Source organism: Halocalculus aciditolerans, assembly GCF_014647475.1.
GTDB classification, from domain to species: Archaea; Halobacteriota; Halobacteria; order Halobacteriales; family Halobacteriaceae; genus Halocalculus; species Halocalculus aciditolerans.
In genome coordinates, this window is sequence record NZ_BMPG01000003.1 from 369,329 (window position 1) to 389,382 (window position 20,054).

Consider the following 20,054-nt stretch of genomic DNA (forward strand, 5'->3'; position numbering starts at 1 on the left):
AGCGGGGACGAAGGACCCGCGAGCAGAACGTTGCTCTCAGTCGCTAGCGCTCCCTCCGAGCAACGACAATCCGAACGGGGAGCGGGCGGCCCCGCGGGCCGCCGAACGAGCGAACGGTGGAACCGTGAGCGAACGCGACCCGTGAGGAACGTTTCCCGGAGCGACTGAGCGATAGCGACCGAGCTACGAGATTGCGAGTGGGTCGATGGTGAACGGTCGTTCGGTGTAGGTGTATTTGGGTGGCGAGGGCGGCCGGCGACCGAACCGTTAAGGCGGCGGCTTTCGGATGTGGGTGTGATGGCGTACGAGAACTACATCGACGGTGAGTGGGTCGCGGCGGAATCGGGCGAGACGGCGACGGTGCGGAATCCGGCGGACCTCGACGACGTCGTGGGGGAGTTCCCGGCGTCGGGTGAGGCGGACGTGGACGCGGCGGTCGCGGCGGCGTCGGCGGCGCAGTCCGAGTGGGCGGCGACGCCCGCGCCGGAGCGAGGGGCGTTGTTGCGGGAGCTCGCGGACGAACTGGAGGCGCGCGAGGACGAGTTGGCGGAGACGCTGACGCGCGAGGAGGGGAAGGTGCTCGGGGAGGCGGCGGGCGAGGTCGGGCACGCGATCGACAGTCTCCGGTACTACTCGGAGGCGATTCGGGACTTCGGCGGGGACGTGAAGAACGCGAGCGCGCGGGATAAGCGGCTGTTCACGCGGCGCGAGCCGGTGGGGGTGGTGGGGCTCATCGCGGCGTGGAACTACCCGATCGCGATTCCGGTGTGGAAGCTCGGGCCGGCGCTGGCCGCGGGGAATGCTGCCGTTTTCAAGCCGGCGAGCGCGACGCCGAACGTGATGCGGAAGGTCTTCGAGTGCATCGACGCGGTCGGGTTCCCGGACGGCGTGGCGAACTACGTCGTCGGGTCGGGGAGCGAGGTCGGGAGCGCGCTGACGAGCCACCCGGGCGTGAACGCGGTGTCGTTCACGGGGAGCACGGCGACGGGCCGCCGGGTCTACGAGTCGGCGTGCGAGGACCAGAAGCGCGTGCAGACGGAGATGGGCGGGAAGAATCCGACCATCGTCTCGGATTCGGCGGACCTCGAGGACGCGCTCGACATCGTCCAAGGAGGTGCGTTCGGCGTGACCGGGCAGGCCTGTACGGCGACGTCGCGCGCCATCGTCTACGAGGACGTCTACGACGAGTTCCTGGAGGGTATCGTGGCGCGCACGGAGTCAATCGAAGTCGGTCCCGGGCTGAAGGGCGGTGAGATGGGGCCGCAGGCGAACGAGAGCGAGCTCGAAGGGACGCTCGACTACGTCGACGTCGCGAAGGAGGACGGCGCGACGCTGGAGACGGGCGGCGGCCGCCCGGAGGCCGAAACGGACGGGTACTTCGTCGAGCCGACCGTGTTCTCCGACGTCGACCCCGAGATGCGTATCGCGCAAGAAGAGGTGTTCGGGCCGCTCCTCGCCGTCATCCCCGTGTCCGGGTTCGAGGAAGCGGTCGAGGTGGCGAACGGCGTGGATTACGGGCTCGCGGCGAGCATCGTGACGCAGGACCACTCGGAGGCGAACCGCTTCGTCGACGAGTCCGAGTCCGGCCTCGTGAAAATCAACGAGGGGACGACCGGGACCGAAGTCAACGTCCCCTTCGGCGGCATCAAGGACTCCTCCAGCAACACCTTCCGCGAGCAGGGCGACGCCGGCCTCCGGTTCTACACGCGCCTGAAGACCGTCTACGACAGCTACTAACCGGGCGTTTCGGGCGGCGACGCGATAGCTGTCGTGGCCAAACCCGCAGTATTAATGAGGCACACGTTCAAGGGGGAGTCGATGCTTGACTACGTCGACCTGGAAGCCGACCTCTCCAAGGAGGAACAGCTCATCCAGGAGACCGCACGCGAGTTCGTCGAAGAGGAGTTCAAGCCGGACGCGGGCGAGCACTTCATCGAGGGCACGTTCCCGACCGAGCTCATCCCGGAGATGGGCGAACTCGGCTTCTACGCGCCGAACCTCGAAGGCTACGGGCTGCCGAACGTCTCCGAGCGCGCGTACGGCCTCCTCATGCAGGAGCTCGAAGCCGGTGACTCCGGCCTCCGCTCGATGGCGAGCGTGCAGGGCGCACTCGTCATGTACCCCATCCACGCCTTCGGGAGCGAGGAGCAGAAGGAGACCTGGCTCCCCGACCTCGGGATGGGCGAAGCCGTCGGCTGCTTCGGGCTCACCGAGCCGAACCACGGGTCGAACCCGTCGCGGATGGAGACGCACGCCGAGAAGGACGGCGACGAGTACGTCCTCAACGGCGCGAAGACGTGGATCACGAACTCCCCCATCTCCGACGTCGCCGTCGTCTGGGCGAAAGACCGCAGCGACGACGACACCGTGAAGGGCTTCGTCGTCGACACCGACCTCGACGGCGTCACGACGAACAAGATCGACGAGAAACTCAGCCTCCGCGCGTCCATCACGGGCGAGATCAACCTGAACAACGTCCGCCTCAGCGAGGAGGACGTCCTCCCCGGCGTCGAGGGGATGAAGGGCCCGCTCTCCTGTCTCACGCAGGCGCGCTACGGCATCGCCTGGGGCGCCGTCGGCGCGGCCCGCGACGCCTTCGAGGAGGCTCGCGCGTACGCGACCGACCGCGAGCAGTTCGGCAAGCCCATCGGCGGCTTCCAGATTCAACAGGAGAAGCTCGCGGAGATGGCGACGCAGATCACGAACGCTCAACTCCTCGCGCACCGCCTCAGCGACCTGAAAGAGCGCGGCGACCTCCGCCCGCAGCAGGTCTCGATGGCGAAGCGGAACAACGTCCGCATGGCCCGCGACCAGACGCGCGTCGCCCGCGAGATGCTCGGCGGCAACGGCATCACCGCTGACTACAGCCCGATGCGCCACCTCTCGAACATGGAGACCGTCTACACCTACGAGGGAACCCACGACATCCACTCCCTCATCCTCGGCCAGGACCTCACCGGCATCGCCGCGTTCGAATAACTCCCCATCGGAACTTCGGGCGCTTTCGACACTCTCGGTACTCTCGATACTTCCGCCGTTCTCCTCTCTCGACGCCGTCGACGACCGCGTGTCCAACCCGCAGCAGAAACCCGGGAATACTACACTACTCATAATTATCTAAGACAGAATATTTAGATATTCTGTCTAATTCATCTATGAGATAGTTCTGTTGAGGTGCTCGCGAGGTTCATTAGTCGGTCGCTGATGAACGACGGATAAGTCTCGAAGAAGCGCCCAGTAGGGAGAACGAGTGAGGGAGACTGGGACTTGCTCAGCCTGCGGATTACTCTACGGGTTCGGCGGTGACGCCGGCGGCGTCGAGGGCGTCGTCGAGGGAGCCGAACTCGCGGTTGAAGCGGAGGATGGAGTGCGGGCAGTCGTGCATCACGTCGCTGCGGGTGGGGACGCGGCCCTTCTCGGCGCGGAGTTCGCGGAGGGCGTCCGCGAGTCGCGCTTCGAGGGATTTGGGTTCGGGGTTCGGCTCGGGGTCGTCGGTGCTGTCGGGCGTCCACGCGTCGAGTTCGGTCTTCGCGTCCGCCCAGCTGTCGAAGTAGCGGTCGTAGAGCGTCGCGTCGTAGCGGCCGTGCGCGTTCATCTGCTCGCGCGTCGGGATCTCGCCGAGGCCGAGGGAGACGCGCTGGAGTTCGCCGAGGAGGCGCGGGCGCGGCTCACAGCCCGCGGCTTCGACGGCTTCGGTCCACGAGCCGTACGCCTCGATGCAGTCCGCGACGGTGACGTCGCTCTCGACGAGGTCGGTCTCTTCGAGCACGTCGCCTTTCGCCTCGTGGAGCGCCGCGAGCTCGTCGCGGACCTCAGCGAGCCGGCCGGACTCCTCGTACGTGCGTTCGGCGTCCGGCGACGACGCGTCGTCTTCCGTCGTCGCTTCGGCGTCGGGTTCAGCATCGAGTTCCGGTTCGTCGTTAACTTCCGGTTCGGCGGCGTCGGTCGCCGCGTCGTCCTCGACGGTGGCCGTCGGCTCCGGTTCCGGCTCCGCGCCGGGTTCGGCTTCGGCGTCGAGCGCGTCGCCGGCGAGGCCGTCGGTCGACTTTTCGAGCGTGGTCGGCGTGGACGTCCCGGCGACGCTGACGCCCTCGATGGGTTCGCGCGGGGGAATCTCGGGGAGTTCGGTGAGGCGGCGTTCGATATCGGTCTCCGGCGGGAGCGCGCGGGAGTCGCCGGGGAGGTCGTCGACGTCGACCTCGATGGGCGCGACGGCGCGCTCGTCGAGGTAGGTCTCGTAGGCGTCGCGGGCGTCCTGGAGGTGGGCTTTCGCCTCCTCGACGTCGCCCGCGATTTTCGCGCGCTCGAACTGCTCGTGCGCGTGGTAGGCGTCGCGCACCGTCTCGTAGGAACGCCGGTACCGCTCGGGAACCGCGTCGCGACCGCTCTCGGCCGCGGCCTCGGACGCGTCGAGGGAGTCGCTCGCGGATTCGGCGGCGGTCGAGGAGCGGTCGTCGCCGGCGGCGCTCGGCGCGGTGCTCTCGCCGGCGACCGTCCCGGAGGGGTCCGCGAGGTCGCTCGCGCGCGCCGCGTCCATATCGGCCGACGTCGCGCCGCGCGGCTCCGGTTCGACGTCGCGGTCGGCGGGAGGTTCGGGGGCCGAATCGGCGTCGGTCTCCGAGTCCTCGGCGGGTTCGGTGGCGGTGACGTCGAGCGGCTCGACCTGCGACTCCGCGAGGGCGTCGATTGCGCCGGAGACGGAGCCCTGCGTGGGGATGTGGTCGTAGTCGCCAGCGCGCGTCAGCGGCTCCTTCGTCTTCAGCGTCGTCCGCGTGTCGGCGTTCGCGGGTTCGGGAGCGTCTTCGAGTTCGGCGGAGTCGGAGACGGAGTCGGCGTCCGCGTCGCGGTCGGGGTCGTCGTCGGTCTCCGGCGGCTCGATGGGTTCGTCGTCGATGGCTTCGACGAGGTCGAGGCCGTCGGCCATCGTCGTCGATCCGGCGGGGGCCCAGTCGACCGCGCGCTGTGCGGAGTCGGCGGCTTCGGCGAGTTCCGCGTCGGCGGAGACCCCGTCCTCCTCGCGGCGGCGCGCGCCGGCCTCGCGTTTCTGCCGCGCGCGTTCGAGGTGAGCGTCGGCGACGCGCTCGTCGACGAACGTGCGCGCAGCCGGAATCGCCCCGGTGTCCTTCGTGCGGAACGTGATCTCCGTGTCCGCGGTTTCGATCGTGAGTTTCGTCTGCTTCGAGAGCTTCCGTCGGCCGGTCGTCGCGTCGACGGTTTCGAGTTCGGTGTAGGGGACGTCGATGGTCGTGTCGCCGTCGGGGCCGCCGGCGACGCAGAGGATGCGGTCGTCGGTCGCGACGAGCATCGTCGCGTACTTGCCGAACCGGTGGTCGAGCGGCTCGCCGTTCACCGCGATGTCCGGCGTGCCAGCGCTCGCGAAGACGTAGTGGGGGAGTTCGCCCTCGTCGAGGTAGGCGTAGAGCGGGTCGTCGCTGAGGCCAGCGCTCCCGCGGACGCCGCCGGTGCCGGTACGCTTGAGCAGGGACGGGCTGTAGTCCCCGCGCGACCGCATGTAGGTGTTGAGTAAATCCACGGTAGGGTCCCTCGTCTGTCTGAAAGAAATGACCCCAGACCCATATAATTTACTGCCATAGAATGCAGGAATAAACTCGGCGGGTGGTGTGCGCTACGCGTCCTTCGCGTCCGCCGTCGACTCCTGTGGCGCGTTGTCGTCGGCGTCGTAGCTCTCGCCGCGGCCGTCGTAGGTGTCGCCGTCCGGACTCCGCTCGTTCTGCTGTTTCTTCGACCCTTCGCGGACGAGGATGTGGCCGCCGGAAGCGACCGCGTAGTCCGTCTCGCCGAGCGCGATGTCGTAGATGGTCTTCTCGGTCGGCGAGTGGAGGCGGTCCCAGCGAGGCACGTCGTCCGCGGGCGTGCGCTGGTAGATGTGGCCGCTCGCGCCGGCCGCCACCATCGTCTCGTCCTCGACGCCGAACGCGCGCAGCGCGCCCTTTCCGACTCGGAGCGGCGTCCAGGAGTGGTAGGAGTCGTCGTAGCGGTAGACGCGGCCGCCGCCGGCGGCGACGTAGACTCGGCCGTTCTCCCCCGCCCAGATGTCGTAGAAGTTCACCTGTGCGTTCACGATGCCGATGTCCTTCCAGCCGTCGCTCTCCGTCGTCCGGTACGCGCTCCCGGACGTGTTCACGGCGTAGCCGACGCCGTCCGAGCTCGCGGCGAGCGCCGTGATTTTCGCACCGGACCCCGGCTTCGACGCGTAGCCCCACTTGATGTCGAAGCCGTCGATGGCGAACGGCAGCACCTCGCCGCTCCCGTTCGACGCGAGCGCCTTCTCGCTCCCCGCGTCACCGGAGACGGCGATACCCTCCCACGTCGAGGTCATCTCCTTCGGGAAGGAGTAGTCGTACTTCCGGTCGGTCTCGACGTCGTAGCAGCCGAGCGAACCGGACGAGCCGAGGAACCACACGCGCGTCCCGTCGTCCGTCACGTCGATGCCGCGCAGCGCGTTGTCCCGCGTCGCCGGACCGTCGTCGACGAGCACGCGCCAGTCGCCGTCGCGTCGCGTGACAATCGTCCCGGACGCGCCCACGGCGACCGGGCCGTTTACCGTGTTCACGATCTGGTACAGCGTCTTCTGGGTCGGGGAGGAGTAGGTCTGCCACTGCCGCCCGCCGAGATCAGAACCGAGCATCGGACTAAATTACAACTCCTGTATTGATAAAACAATGGGCCGTCGTCGGGGTCGCCTCGTTCAGCAGGCGTGCGACCCGCCGCCTAGAAGGACAGGTGGCTCGACGACCCCGGCCCGACGTCGTCGTTCGATTCCTTCTCGCCCTCGTGGGCGAAGGTGTAGTTCGAATCGGTGAGCGTCACCTCGTCGCCGTCGACGGTCACGTCCACCGAGACGAGCGTCGTTCCCGCGGCCTCCCCGTTGTCGCAGTCGCCCGAACACGCGTCGAACATCGACCCGTGCTTCGGACAGATAATCTCCCCGTCCCGCATCGCCGCCCCCATTCCGCGGTCGAGCCGCTGCGCCTCGTGCGTACACCGGTTAACCCACGCCTTCGCCCCCGTCTCCTCGCAGGGCACGACGATGACTTCCTCCCGGTTCCCGCGCGCGTCGTACGCCGTGAAGAGTACCGACCGCCGCTCCTCGACCTCTTCCACGGTCGCCACGACCGTGTCGCTCATCCCTCGCCCCCCGCGAACCGCACGCACTCACCACCCGCGACACGGTCACCGTTCGCTCTCACTCGCGTCATACGTCCCCCCACGCGTTGCGGGGCAAAAACGACTCGGACACCCCGCGAAACTAACCCCAATATGCCACCATACCCCTAATAACCATCTAAGAGATCTATTCCGGAATACCCCTAATACCGTTAATATCCAGCATAGATATAGTTCCCGAACAGCCCGTAGACGCCGCATACTGGCCGATATATCGCTGTCCGGAATTCGCCCGTGTTCGACTGGAACAGCGGACACGACGGTGTTTACACGGCGGCTCCGACGCGTCGCGACGGTCCGCGACGTCGACGCCTGCCGCGACGACCGAAGCCGTGTTTAGCCAAACGACAGCAGTCGATCAATCGCTCACGGGTAGAAGCCCGAAAGAGTCCGAACCGTCGCGAGCGAAGATCAGCCGGACGTGAACGTGCGCTCAGGCCCGGGCTTTACCGTCCTGAGACGCTGAGAGCGTGGTCGTATTCTGTTCGCCTCCGGAATCGGCACCGGGCGAGTCTGTCCGGATCGCTTCCCAGTCCGTAATCGCCGACACCGTACCGTTCGCCAGGTCAACCCGCACGGAGTATTTGAGTTCGTGTCGCTGTGGTTCGCTGGGCTGTCGAATCTGGACAACTGCCCGGTCCGCGACATACGTCGGCTCACGGCGGGCGACAACTGCGCCATCCTCGTTGTCACCGGTAGCGTTCGAGATCGTGAACGTCTCGCCGGTATCCACGGACCCGTCGGTAGTCGCGTTATACCTGCCCGTCGGCTCTGCTGAGACAGTGATCTCGCGAATCGGGTCCACGGTAACGGTATAGTTCTCCAGCGACGCGAGCGCTGTCTGCACGGTCTGATTGTGTCGCGCAATCTGTCGCGCTCGCTGCCGTTCAGTCGCCGTTAGTGGTCGCTCTGCTTCGGTCTGCACCCTGAACTGGGCGGAGCCGACTTTCTCGATCTGAATCATCCGTACGTTCGACATGTTCTCGACGAGCGTGACGTTGTGACCAGCGTTCGACCAGGTGACGCTCTCGTCGGAGATCACGAACTGCGGACGTTCGCCGGGACTCGTCAGGGGAGTCGTCATCCCGAGCCCAGTCCCCACGCCGGCCAGCGTCACTCCGAGCACGGCCAGGCCGGCGACGAGGAGTACCCGAGCACGAATCTCTGAGTCCATTAGTCGGATGTTGGCTGAAAGCCCTCATCAAGCCCGGGGTGAAACGCGTTTGGAAGCAGTTGGAAACGCGTTTCACGGGCGTTTCAGGGCGTGAGAACGATAACTATTAAACCGTCGTTCGGGGTATCAGCCGGTATGGACAGCCCCGCCCTCCGGAACGTGCATCTCCTCGCGGCGGTGGTCTTCGTCGCGTCCGTCCTCGTTCTCGCCGTCCAGTTGATTACGCCATTACCAATCGTGGTGTCACTCGGCGAAAGCGGGACGCAGACGGCCCGCGTCGGCCAGTATTTCGCGTATGATGACGTCGCGGTCGTCGTCGTTGCGTCGGTCCTCAGCGGGGCGAGCGCGACGTATCTCGTCCTCCACGACCGGGCACACCGCTTGGTAGACCAACTCGGGAACGCAGACCCCGAGTCACACCCGCGACCGGAACCGAACGGCGGCACCGAGACCGGCGATGGCGGTGAGCGCGACGGCGAGGACGGGAGCTCACGACGCGAGCAGTGGGAGAAGACGGCCGAGTCCCTGAAGAACAACGAAGCGACCGTCTACACGCTACTCATCGAGGCGGGTGGTGAACGCCCGCAGCGCGAACTCGTCGAAGAGACCGACCTCTCGAAGGCGACGGTCAGTCGAACACTGGATAAGCTCGAGAACAGGGGGCTCGTCGAGCGAAAGCGGAGCGGCATGGGGAACACGATACGCCTCCAGTAGCGAGAGCAGCTGAAACGCGCCTCAAACGCGTTTCCAACCGTTTTCAGGCGTGTTTCCAATCAAGCCCTAAGAGGTCTTTCAGCCAATGGAGAACTGCGGCGAACCGGGACGCCCCGGCCCAGGTCCCGCTGACTGCTTCGCAGGTACGGCCCTCCGGTCCCGGTCCGCCGCTCCAAGCAACCGAACCATGCAACGCAAAGCACTCACGCTCGCGGTCGTCACGCTGCTCGCCTTCGGAGCGAGCGGTGCCGTCGCGGCGTCAATCGGCCCGAGCCCGTCGGCGGCTACCGCACAGTCGCCGGCAGCCGACGCATCGCCCGCCAACTACACAGTCGAAGTCACCGACCCCTACGACCGGCTGAGCGCTGGAGAAGTAGAGACGGCGTGGCAGGTCGCGTGGAAGAACGACACCGTCAGAAACCACTTCGAGGACGATTCCCCCGTTCACTTCGAAGTGTGGGCACCACAGCCCGATGAGAACCGGGTCGTGGTGTCGGTCGAGCTAGCTGACGAACCCGACAGCGCACGCGTCCTGGCGACCGTGCACCTCGACAATCCCGCCGGTGAGCGGGTGAGCGACGTCAAGGAACCGACCCCGGTCACCAGCAACGGGACGTTCTCGGTCGAATCCGGCGAGTACCACTCAGTCGATACTGGCGAACCGACCGAGTTCGAAACGGGCGGGTCGATCACCATCGCGGTCAGCAGCGGAAACGTAGACCCCGAGGGCATCTCCGTCCGTCTCGCCTCGGATAATCAGACCGCAGTCACCGAAGAAGGGAACACGACCCAGGTACCTGCCGAGTGACCTGGTCGGTCCCGCACCGACTCGGCGAAGCCGCACAACCACCTCCATCCGTGGCTCCGTTGGGTGACGTATGACAAACGACGCGTCGCTGGGTACCCGTCTCAAAGCGGAGCCGACGAGAGACCGTACAGTTATCGTGGTCTCCGTCTTCGCGGCACTGCTCACCACCTACCCGATGTACCGGACTGGGACGTCGTCTGCCGCGTCCCTTCTAGCTCGCCATCGCGGTTAGCATCCCGCACGTCTACGAGCAGTACTGGCCGACCACATACTCCGGTGGTGCCGCCGTGTGAACGATCTCGGCGGCGCTCGTCGACGAATGAACGATCGGCGCACCGTAGGGGACGCGTGTTCGACGAACCGGTTCTCTGTACGCACCACCGGTCTCACCCCCTCCGTCGGTAACAGAGAAACGGGGCCGCTCTCACCGACGGGGGTTCTCATCGACTTACGTCTTCGGCGTCGGCGCTCATCTGGACGAACCGCGGTGTTCGGCTGTTACGCACGTAAGGCGATGAGTAACGCGAACACGCCGACGAGGAGCGCCGCGAGCGCCCACACGGACCCCTGACCGAGCGTGCTCACGAACACGGCGTAGCCGATACCTGATCCGGCGGCGAAGACGACGATACTACTGATCGCGTGAACGAGTTCGATCCGAGTCGTAGCGGGAGAGTCGCCGACCTCAGCGGCGATCCCCAGTGCGTTCCGTCCGACGTCCCACGCGACCATCGTGAGAACCGCCGCAGTCAGTACGAGGCTCGGAGCCACTCCCGCGAGACTCGCAAACACGAGTCCGCCGACGAACACCACCCCGCCGCTATCGACGAGCAAGCGCGACTGCCGAGAGAGGCCGGCCGCGAGGAGACAGACGCCGAGGACGCCGCCGACGAGCGTTGGAAGCGAGACCGCGATCACGAGGGGTACGACGATCGCGGCGGCCAGTGAGATCCCAGCGCTCACCCGTGGTACTCGCGTCCGTCGACGTCGCATCACGATGTTTCCTCCGCACCCGCTGGTTCGAGTGTGCCTTCCGTCTGGACGTGAATCCCGGCGTTCCGGAGGGAGTTGATGCGGAACCGCCGCATCAACACCGCGTAGCCCTCTCCGGCCGAGAGCGACACTCCCTCCTCAGTCGGGAAGGGCGAGCGCACGGAGACGGTGTAGCCGTGCGCGTCGAGTAACCGAATGAACTGGACGATTTCCTCGTCAATCAGCGGGGAGACGACCACGACCTGCGTCGCGGTCTGTGTCTGCCGTGTAAGCGTCCCCAGCGCGCGCTCGACGTCGAAGTCGGCCGCGGGCGGCGTCCAGCTGAAGGCGTCGTTCTCCGTGAGTTGCGTCTGGATCCGGTCGCGGTGCGTCGCCCCTGCGTGCGGCGCGAGCCAGCAGGACCGCGGGGACACCGCTAGCAATCCGACAGGAATCTGGTCGTCGAGGCACGCCATCGCGATGTCGCGTGCTGCTGCGATACTCGCGCGAACGAGGGGCGTGTCCGCGTCGCGTCCGACGGTCTGATACGTCTCGCGGCGCGCATCGACGGCGACGACCACGCGCGTGAGTCGTGACTCGTCGAAGTCAATCGTGGTGAACTCGCCCGTTTTCGCTCGCTGCTTCCAGTTCACGCGCGAGAGCGGGTCGCCCGGTCGGTACTCGCGGACGGAGTGGAATTCGACGCCCGCACCCGCGGTGTTCGAGCGCGACACCCCCGGGAAGCGTGTCGTGCGGCGGCGATGCGCTTCGGTCGCGGCGGGCCGACGGGGGTGCTGGCAGGTGAGTGTCGTCGGGGCGGGTTCGGCGAGGGCCTCGCGGCGCTGGAGTCCGGTGACGTCGCGCGTGATGACGAGCATCGGCTCGAACGCGTGGCGGCCGGGCGCGGCCTCGACGCAGTAGGTGAAGGAGGCTCGCTTTCCGGGCCGTAAGGCGGTCGTGAATCGCGGCGAACCCTCGGTGACGCGAAGCCCGGGCGGGACGCCGTCGATGACGCGTAAATCCGCGAGCGTCTCCGAGCCCGTGTTCTCGATGCTGACCGTGACCGTCACCTCCGTGCCGGGCGCGGGTGCCTCGACGTCGAGGACGCGGGAGACGCTGACTGAGTCCGTCGGTGGGGTGGCGACGCGGGCGTAGCCGGCGACGACCACGCCGAAGAGCGTGAGCAAGAGCAGCGAGGGCGTCAGCGTGAGGATGCCGAGGCCGCCGAGCGCCAGCGCGGCGACGACGACCCCATCGGCTCGACTCGACCGGCGCTCTCGCGCCGTCTCCGCACCCGGTCCCCAGTACGCTCGCACCGAAGCGGGTGGTGACGGCGACTGACCGGCGGTCGTTTCTTCACGGAGATCGGGGGTGACGGGTGTGTCCGTGGCGCGGTTTGCGAGGGCGGCGATAGCGTGCCGCGCCCGACGGGCGAACACCGGCTCCGGCGACCACACGGAGCGAAGCCGCTGTCGGACGGAGAGCTCCGGGACGACGTCGTCGGTGAAGAAGGCCGCTGCATCCAGATCTGGTGTCCAGGAGCCCGTATCGAGGCGGGATTCGACCTCACTGCGTGACCACTGGTCGCTGTCGGCGAGCACCCGTCTCGCCATCGCTCGCAGATCGTCACGAAGGCTGCGTCGGGCCGCGGGCGTGGTTTCGCGGCGGTCCGTCCAGGAGACCTCGTCGAGGCGGCGGGCGAACGACTCGCCGAGAGACGCGTAGCGGGGGCGGCGTTCGGGCGTCGGCGTCTCCGGGGACTGCCCCTCCGTGTCGCCCCCCTCGTCGGGGGCCGATGAGAGAACGCCCGTGAGGACGTAGATGCCGGCGAGGAGGAGGACGCCGACACCGCCGAGTGCGAACGGTGCGGCGCGGCCGACTCCGGCCGGAACGAACCCGCTACCGAGCGACGGCGCGGCGAGGAGGAACACGCCCAGAAGGCTCGTGACGAGACCAACGATGAGGAGTGAACGGCGTGGTCGTGTCATTCGCTCGCGGGTTCGGATTCGTCGTCAGTCTCACCCTCGCCGTCGGCGCGTTGTATCGTGTGGAGGGCGTGCTGGGCGTCGCGTTCTCGGTCCGGCGTCGGCGGTGCGTCGCCGTAGCGGACGGTTCGGAAGAGGCGCGTGACGGTTCGGACGGCGGACTCGGGGAGGCCAGCGTCGACGGCAGCGTGTGCGAGCTCGCTCGGCGTCTTGTGGCGGTGGTCGTCCGGATGGGCGATCGCGAGCATCGCCTGCCACGCTCGATAGACGTCATTGTCTGCGGGGGCGTGCGCCGCGTCCGGTGGCCGGGATCTAGTTATTTCGCTGACAGAATGGTCGGTGGGTGTCGTCGTCGGTTCGACGGCGGCGGCTCCATCGTCACCGGTGAGCCACCAGAGGCTGAGGCCCCCACTGACGAGGAGGAGGAGCACGGCGATCGCGAGGCGGACGAGCCCACTCGTCGCGTGGGTTAAACCGGTCGTGGCCTCGGACGAGAAGTTGAGTTGCGGAAGGAAGTAGTGGCTGGATGACTGGCCGCCTGACGGGTTCGCAGGGTTCGGGGACGCGCCCGCTGGACCACCCGTCCCGGGCGACCCCGGAGTGCCCGGGGAATGGGAGCGGGTGGGGTGTGCGGAGTGCAGTGTCCCAGCTGCGGCTCCGAGGACGGCGAGCGCGAACACGGTGATGAGGAGGGCTGCGAGATGAGAGCGGTTCATATCTGGCTGCGCACGTGGTATCGTTTAGCGGCGTGACGTGATAAGAATTATACTGTTCGCGAGCGGCCCGGGTGGGGACGTCGACGTGTCGCTCGGAGCCCGGAGTTTCGAGGGAGTGAACCGCTTTCCGGTGAGGTTTCGCTCGGTGTAGTCGACCCGACCGCTCGATCCCAATCGAGCGAGCGAAGTCGGATATTCGAATGGGTCCGCGAGAGGCACAGTGTCTGAGGGGGCGTATTTCTCGCTGAGCCGGCGCAAAAACGCAGCCGCCGAGCGGTGCCGTGCCGTCCAAACAACGTGACGCCGAGAATGAACCTCCTCTCGGTGTCTCTGGCAGCGTACAGCCGAGACCACTCGCCGTTGATCTTGACAGCAGTCTCGTCGACTGCGACCCGCTTCGGCCGCGCTTCAGCCGGGTCGCATCCGCTGTCAGCGAGCCGATGCACCCACTTTCAAACCGCCGCGTGCGAGCGTTCAACGCCTACTTCCGCTAAGATCGTTGGTGTCTCGCGGAGCGAACGACCGGTTTCATGGAGGCGGACGGCGACCGCCCGAGTGGGCGTCGCCGTCCGCTCGTTCTCCCGAGTGTCTTCTAAATCCGCGTCATAGCACTCGCTGTCGGTCTGCGAGCATCTCGGTCGGTTGACTCGACGACCTGTCCACTTCTCGAACTGACTCAACTAGACCGCGCCCTCGCACATATAGCATTGTTTGAGTGACAAGTTATATGGTGGTTGTAGGAGTTCGTTCAAGTGATGCGTTGGTCCCCGCTCGCACGTAAAGAATGCCGCAGCATCGCCACCTCCAGGGGCGTCTGGCTGCTCGCCCTCCTCCTCGTTCCATGGGCCTACCGCCCGAGCTACGTCGGCTGGGACGCCCTCGGACCGAACATCACCGTCGCGTACGTCCAAGTGGCCGCCGAACTCCTCCTCCCGCTCGGCGTCCTCCTCCTCAGCTACCAATCAATCGTGGGGGAACGGACCTCCGGGAGCATCAAGTTCGTTCTCGGACTCCCGCTCACTCGGACGGACATCCTCCTCGGCAAGATCGTGGGCCGGACGGCCGGTATCTACGGGCCGGTCTGCCTCTCCTTTCTGGCACTCGCGGTAATCGGGCTCCTGAGCTACGGCGTATTCAACCCCCTCCTCTTCACCGGGCAGGTCGTCCTTACCGGCGTGCTCGTCCTCGCTCTCGTCACGGTCGCGACGAGCGTCTCCGCGCTCGCTTCGCGGACCGTCACGGCGGTCGCCATCGTCTTCGTCGGCGTGTACCTCCTGTTGACTCTCCTCTGGACGACGATCGCTGAGTCCCTCTTCACGGCAATCACTGGAACGCCCGTGAACCCGTACTCGCCGCCCGCGTCCGGATTACTCTTCCTCCTCGTTCGGCTCTCCCCCAACGGAGCGTATCACGTCGCCTCGAACTGGCTGCTCGGCGTCGGCAACTCCGCGGCGAACTACGCGAACGTACTCACCAAACTCAAGCCAGCGACGAACACGAACATCCTCGTCGTCGACGCGACCTTTCCGCCACATCAGATCCCGTGGTATCTCCAGCAGGTGGTCGGGCTCGGTATCCTCCTCGCGTGGATCGTGATCCCGCTCGCCGTCGCTCGCTACCGGTTCTCGCGGGGTGACCTCGCATGAGCGGGCCCGCCATCGAGACGGTCGACCTGACGAAGCGCTACGGGAATCAGGTCGCCGTCGATAGCCTCGACCTCACGGTTCGTGATGGCGAGATCTACGGCTTCCTCGGGCCGAACGGCGCGGGGAAATCGACGACGATCGGCCTCCTGATGGACTACCTCCGACCCACGTCCGGCTCCATGCAGGTGCTCGGCCTCGATCCCCAGCAGGACGTGGTCGATCTCCACGGTCGCGTCGGCGTCCTCCCCGACCGTTTCAGCCTCTACGAGGACCTCACGGGTCGCCGGCACCTCGAGTTCGTGATCGACACGAAGCACGCGACGAACGATCCCGAGAGCGTCCTGGAGCGTGTCGGCCTCGCCGACGCGATTGACCGGGAGGCCGGAGAGTACTCGCAAGGGATGGGCCAGCGGCTGGCGCTCGCGATGGCGTTAGTCGGTGGTCCGGACCTATTAGTCCTCGACGAGCCGTTCACCGGACTCGATCCGCACGGGGTCAGGCGAGTCCGCGAGATCGTTCACGAGGAACACGACCGGGGTGCGACCGTCTTCTTCTCCAGTCACGTCCTCGGCCAAGTCGAACTCGTCTGCGATCGCGTCGGCATCCTCCACCACGGCCGGCTCGTTACCGAGGGTTCGCTCGACGAGCTGCGGTCCGCGGTCGACCTCGAGGCGGACGCATCGATGGAGGACGTCTTCGTCGCCTACACGGATACACCCGACGTGAACGCGACCTCGGGAGAGGGCGGACGATGAGACGCCGCGCGGTCCTCGGGACGCTCGCGGGAGGTTCGATGGTTGGACTGGCCGGCTGTCTCGGGGCGACCCAATACACTGTAGCGGACGCGCGTGTCACGTCCGATCCGTCGCCGCTCCAGCTCGACGTCGAAATCCTCGACTCGGAGGCGATTATCCAGAGTCCGGCCCGCCTCAGATTCACGCTTACGAACACCGCCGAACGTCCGATCCGAGTTCGGAACACGGGCCTCTGGCCGCTCGGCATGCTCGAGCTCTCGACGGTGACCGACCCCGCGGACGAGAGCTCGGGTTCGGAGACGATCCTCTGGAACGAGGAGTATCGAAAGAGTTCGAAGATAACCGTCCAGAGTCGGTCGTCCTATAGCGTCTCGCAGGACCCGCTCACACAGCCACTCGACAGCGGACAGGCGGTCACGGCGACCTATGAGATCCATGGCGACGACATCGTCCGCGCAAGCACCTACTACGTTTATGGGGAGTTCGACGCCCCGATCCTCACATATGCGGCGGATACGAACTCGAACTTCGAGGCGTATCTCCCGCGAGTCGAGGTGGCGATCCAGTCAAAAGGATTACTCCCCTCGTTCTGATTAGGGGGACGGCCGAGAATCAGGTGCTAAAAACGACAGTTCATTCAGCAGGTGCGTGGACCGACCGATTCCACGACCCACGAGCCGTGACGCAACAACTCTGGGGCAGTCTCGTCGACGTGAAGGCTCCGAGCCGTGGCGGTATCGGAGCAGGCGGGCACAGCCCCCCTCGCAGTCGCGTGTCTCCCGGCGATTATCTCCGCCCTTTTAAATCGTGTACGAGGTAGCGGAGGAAAGCGGTGATAGTCCCTAACGCAGCAGCTGTAAGTAGGCTTTCCCGAAACGAGTGCCCATCCCACAGAAAAACTAGTGTGAGGAACGACAGGACGAGGACACCCACGATGAAGCTTTCACCCACCGGTCCGACTCGACCTCGATAGAATCGCTGGTATTCACTCTCGCCCACGCCTCATAGTTCAGCGTACATGTTGAAAATAATTCGGGTGCTGTGCTTCTATTCGAATCGGACTGCTGAACGATCGGATGAGTATTCGACCGGATCAATTCTCGACTGTCACGTCGAGGACGGCACGAGTGATGCCGGCGCTGTCGAGCACCGACTGTGCGAGCCGTCGACTGATCGCCGCCCGCCAGACGAGTTCCGCTCTCCACTCGGCGCTCCGCGCCGCCGTCGACGCCGCGTTGACCGACCGTGGTCGCGTCGACGACGTGGAAACGTGCCAGCAGTACGCCGCCGAAGCCACGCGTATGCGTGATGCTCAACGACTCCGGCGACGTCATCTAGTCGCCCATGACACGAGTGCCATCGCGCGCTCGCCGAGAGCGTTCCTCGAGCCGATCACGCGAATCGGTTAGGTGGGTGTGCGCAGTGACCGGCGGTGGCCCGCTCGGGGGTGTCCGGGACAGGCCGGCTCCGAGACGCCCCCCGCGTCGACAGCCACGGAGACCACGACACCCGCCCAGACCGCAGCCGAAGCTGCCGATGGCGAATCCGCTACGCGCCGACCGGGGTGACGGTACGCCGTTTCGACCACACTCCGACCCGAGATCGAAAGCGGTTCTTGCCAACAGGCGACACGGACAGTAAGGACTATAGGTTTTTAGGCTAGCCTAAAACTATGGCACAAGATGCCACCACGTACGAGATGCCGACGCGCAGAGATTTCGTGAAGGGCGGCGGGACGATCGTCGGTGGAGCACTCCTGGCCGGCTGCGCAGACGGTGGAGCAGATCTAACGCGCACGGCGACTGAGTCCGCGGCAAGCGCCACATCGGACGAAACGTACACGGTTCGCATGGAACCGACCGGTACCGTCACGTTCGACCGCGTCCCCGAGACAATCGCGGGGTGTGACCCGACGTACATCGACATGCTGGTCGCACTGGGTCACGGCGATACAGTCGAATCCATCCGAACCCGCCGCCAGTACCTAACGACCCACTACGACGAGCTCGACGGCGTCTCGATAGATCTGAGCAGCCTGACTCAGTTAGCGAGCAAGAAGAGCGGTGTTTCGAAGGAGGTCTTCTACGAGATGGACGCGGACCTTCACCTCATGGACCCGCACTGGCTGACGCGGATTCTCGACAGCTGGTCGGACGCAGACGTCGAGGAGATCTCGAAGGGGGTAGCGCCATTCCTCGGGAACGTCATCTTCCGGCGGACCGACCCGTGGCACGACTACCGATACTACACGCTGTACGAGGCGTTCGAGAAGGTCGCGGCCGTAGTGCAGGAACGCGAGCGGTTCGAAGCCATCCGATCGATACACGAGGAGACGGTCGAGGCTATCGAAGCGGGACTCCCGGCGGCCGACCAGCGGCCCGACGCACTGCTCCTCTATGCCCCAGACGAGCCCGAGGAGTTCTACCCGTACCGTCTCTCGGGGAAGGGTGCGAACAAGGAACACTTCCGTACGCTAGGAATCACTGATGCGTTCGCCGATACCGATGTCAGCGGGTTCTCGACCAGCGATAGTGGCAGTATCGACTACGAGACGCTTCTCGAAATCGACCCCGACTCGCTCCTTCTTCGGTATCGCGGCAAAGCGCGAACCCGCGAGGCGTTCGAGGAGTCGATCGTGTCACACGTCCGCGAGCACGAGGTCGGCAGCCAGCTATCCGCGGTGAAGAACGATCAGATCTTCCGTGGCGGGCCGATTTTCTGCGGCCCGCTCCACAACCTGTTCATGCTCGAACGGTACGCCGGTCTCTACTACCCGGACCGGTTTGCGGACGGGCAAATATTCGACCGCGATAGGCTCGCGAACGTGATCACGGAGCGGTGATCGTCGCGCGCCGTCGCCGGAGCCCGCGTCGCGGAGACGAGTCTCGACGTGTGATAGACGCGGGCGGTATCGCGCTTCGTGCGTCTCGCGTTCGGGATCTTCGAGAAGGCGACGTGCGGGCGCTTCGCCGCCTAACGGGGCGCTCACGTGATCAGATCACCTGAACCGATACACTTATAATTTTTTAGTCTAGCCTAAAAATATGGCGGGAGAGAACAATGAGGAGGGTGAGACGAGCATGAGTAACGGCAACGTCGACGTCGTCGTCGTCGGTGGCGGTCCGGCGGGGTCCGCCGCCGCACTATACACCGCCCAGTACGGCCTCGATACCGTCGTGTTCGACCGCGGGAAGTCGGCACTCAGCCGGTGTGCATACCTTGAGAACTACCTCGGATTCCCCTGGGGCGTCGACATCCAGTCGTTCTACGAGCTGATACACGAACACGTCGAGGAGGCGGGCGGCACCGTCGTCTCGGATATGGTCCTCTCGGTGGACGAGCGCGAAGCGGGTGGGTTCCGCGTCGAGACACAGGAAGGCCGCACCGTCGATGCGGACCGCGTCGTCGCGGCGACGACGTACGACCGCGACTACCTCGAGGGACTGGACGACGAGGACGAGATGTTCGAATCACACCAGCACGGAGACGGGGACGTGCACGAACACGTGTCACTAGACTACGTCGACGAGGAGGGGCGCGCGCCGGTCGACGGGCTGTACGTCGCCGGCGCACAAGTGGGGCGAGGGACGCAGGCGCTCACTGCGGCAGGGAACGGGATGGAAGTCGGAACGGCCGTTGTCGTCGACGTCCGCCGCGATCAGGGGTACTGGGAGAAGGTCGCAGCCCACCGGTCTTGGAACTGGCCCCGATCCACTGTGGACCACGACTGGGACGACGAAGAGGCGTGGAACGAGCGATTCCGGAAGCACAGAGTACCAGCGGACCACGACATCGACCCAGATCGCCTCAGGGAGGTCCGAGAGAAGGACGTCAAACACATGAAGACGTCGTACATGGACCGTGGGGAAGCCGAGCGACGGGAGGAGCGAGCGAAACGACGGTGGGCGGAACGTCTGGACGACGAACTCCTCCTCGACGTTCTCGACGACGAGCGCCTCCGTGAGTACGTACAGGAGCTGGAGGAGGAGAACGTCGCTAACTGAGTCACACGATCTCACGTCGAGCAGTCAGCTAGGTCGTGGCGTCGCGGTGCGAGAAGCGTGTCGTACGGCCGCCCCGGACGGAATACCAGAAC

At 65.8% G+C, this 20,054-nt stretch carries 17 protein-coding genes and 1 pseudogene; 10 read left to right on the plus strand and 8 right to left on the minus strand.

What is annotated here, in order from left to right:
* Window positions 1-297 precede the first annotated feature (297 nt).
* Together xacF and IEY26_RS12805 are read left to right on the plus strand one after the other, a co-directional pair.
* Window positions 298-1,737: a 2,5-dioxovalerate dehydrogenase gene (xacF, locus tag IEY26_RS12800; RefSeq protein WP_188979545.1), complete on the plus strand. Its 1,440-nt coding sequence runs from the start codon at window positions 298-300 to the stop codon at window positions 1,735-1,737.
* Window positions 1,738-1,818: 81 nt separating this feature from the next.
* Window positions 1,819-2,979, plus strand: a complete 1,161-nt coding sequence (locus tag IEY26_RS12805) for an acyl-CoA dehydrogenase family protein (protein ID WP_188979547.1) — start codon at window positions 1,819-1,821, stop codon at window positions 2,977-2,979.
* A 304-nt stretch (window positions 2,980-3,283) separates the two neighbouring features.
* On the opposite strand, the gene IEY26_RS12810 is transcribed toward IEY26_RS12805, so the two are convergent.
* The 4 genes from IEY26_RS12810 to IEY26_RS12825 all read right to left on the minus strand — a co-directional run bounded on the left by IEY26_RS12810 (window position 3,284) and on the right by IEY26_RS12825 (window position 8,362).
* Entirely contained in the window at window positions 3,284-5,533 is a 2,250-nt protein-coding gene (locus tag IEY26_RS12810) for a homing endonuclease associated repeat-containing protein (protein ID WP_188979549.1), read from the minus strand.
* Window positions 5,534-5,626: 93 nt separating this feature from the next.
* Window positions 5,627-6,649: a PQQ-like beta-propeller repeat protein gene (locus IEY26_RS12815; protein WP_188979550.1), complete on the minus strand. Its 1,023-nt coding sequence runs from the start codon at window positions 6,647-6,649 to the stop codon at window positions 5,627-5,629.
* 83 nt (window positions 6,650-6,732) lie between these two features.
* Complete coding sequence (locus tag IEY26_RS12820; RefSeq protein WP_188979551.1) at window positions 6,733-7,149, minus strand: Rieske (2Fe-2S) protein; 417 nt, start codon at window positions 7,147-7,149, stop codon at window positions 6,733-6,735.
* 472 nt (window positions 7,150-7,621) lie between these two features.
* A complete protein-coding gene (locus IEY26_RS12825) occupies window positions 7,622-8,362 on the minus strand; it encodes a hypothetical protein (RefSeq protein WP_188979552.1) in 741 nt (246 codons plus the stop codon).
* Window positions 8,363-8,497: 135 nt separating this feature from the next.
* Here IEY26_RS12825 and IEY26_RS12830 point away from each other — a divergent pair, with 135 nt between their 5' ends.
* Together IEY26_RS12830 and IEY26_RS12835 are read left to right on the plus strand one after the other, a co-directional pair.
* Entirely contained in the window at window positions 8,498-9,076 is a 579-nt protein-coding gene (locus IEY26_RS12830) for a helix-turn-helix transcriptional regulator (protein ID WP_188979553.1), read from the plus strand.
* A gap of 187 nt (window positions 9,077-9,263) precedes the next feature.
* Window positions 9,264-9,884: a hypothetical protein gene (locus IEY26_RS12835; protein WP_188979554.1), complete on the plus strand. Its 621-nt coding sequence runs from the start codon at window positions 9,264-9,266 to the stop codon at window positions 9,882-9,884.
* A gap of 498 nt (window positions 9,885-10,382) precedes the next feature.
* Here IEY26_RS12835 and IEY26_RS12840 read toward each other — a convergent pair whose 3' ends face one another.
* The 4 genes and pseudogenes from IEY26_RS12840 to IEY26_RS12855 all read right to left on the minus strand — a co-directional run.
* Window positions 10,383-10,847 carry a DUF7519 family protein gene (locus tag IEY26_RS12840; protein ID WP_229774112.1) on the minus strand — a complete coding sequence of 155 codons (465 nt, stop codon included), beginning with the start codon at window positions 10,845-10,847 and terminating at the stop codon, window positions 10,383-10,385.
* 29 nt (window positions 10,848-10,876) lie between these two features.
* Window positions 10,877-12,844 (minus strand): DUF58 domain-containing protein, encoded by a 1,968-nt coding sequence (locus tag IEY26_RS12845; RefSeq protein ID WP_188979556.1) that lies wholly within the window; start codon window positions 12,842-12,844, stop codon window positions 10,877-10,879.
* Complete coding sequence (locus IEY26_RS12850) at window positions 12,841-13,557, minus strand: DUF4129 domain-containing protein (protein ID WP_188979558.1); 717 nt, start codon at window positions 13,555-13,557, stop codon at window positions 12,841-12,843. The genes IEY26_RS12845 and IEY26_RS12850 overlap by 4 nt, the downstream gene beginning before the upstream one ends.
* A gap of 99 nt (window positions 13,558-13,656) precedes the next feature.
* Window positions 13,657-14,174 (minus strand): annotated as a pseudogene (locus tag IEY26_RS12855) (DDE-type integrase/transposase/recombinase); the annotation flags it as partial.
* A 138-nt stretch (window positions 14,175-14,312) separates the two neighbouring features.
* Here IEY26_RS12855 and IEY26_RS12860 point away from each other — a divergent pair.
* From IEY26_RS12860 to IEY26_RS12885, 6 genes are all read left to right on the plus strand, one after another.
* On the plus strand, window positions 14,313-15,203 hold the full coding sequence (locus IEY26_RS12860; protein WP_188979559.1) for an ABC transporter permease subunit: 891 nt from the start codon (window positions 14,313-14,315) through the stop codon (window positions 15,201-15,203).
* Window positions 15,200-15,958, plus strand: coding sequence for an ABC transporter ATP-binding protein (locus tag IEY26_RS12865; protein ID WP_188979561.1), 759 nt, complete (start codon window positions 15,200-15,202; stop codon window positions 15,956-15,958). Before IEY26_RS12860 ends, IEY26_RS12865 begins: the two co-directional genes overlap by 4 nt.
* Window positions 15,959-15,996: 38 nt before the next feature.
* Window positions 15,997-16,551, plus strand: coding sequence for a hypothetical protein (locus tag IEY26_RS12870; protein ID WP_188979563.1), 555 nt, complete (start codon window positions 15,997-15,999; stop codon window positions 16,549-16,551).
* 537 nt (window positions 16,552-17,088) lie between these two features.
* Window positions 17,089-17,367, plus strand: coding sequence for a hypothetical protein (locus IEY26_RS12875; RefSeq protein ID WP_188979565.1), 279 nt, complete (start codon window positions 17,089-17,091; stop codon window positions 17,365-17,367).
* Window positions 17,368-17,630: 263 nt separating this feature from the next.
* A complete protein-coding gene (locus IEY26_RS12880) occupies window positions 17,631-18,800 on the plus strand; it encodes an ABC transporter substrate-binding protein (RefSeq protein ID WP_188979567.1) in 1,170 nt (389 codons plus the stop codon).
* Window positions 18,801-19,002: 202 nt separating this feature from the next.
* The gene (locus IEY26_RS12885) at window positions 19,003-19,962 is read left to right on the plus strand and encodes an FAD-dependent oxidoreductase (RefSeq protein WP_229774113.1); all 960 of its coding nucleotides are present in this window, start codon (window positions 19,003-19,005) and stop codon (window positions 19,960-19,962) included.
* Window positions 19,963-20,054 lie beyond the last annotated feature (92 nt).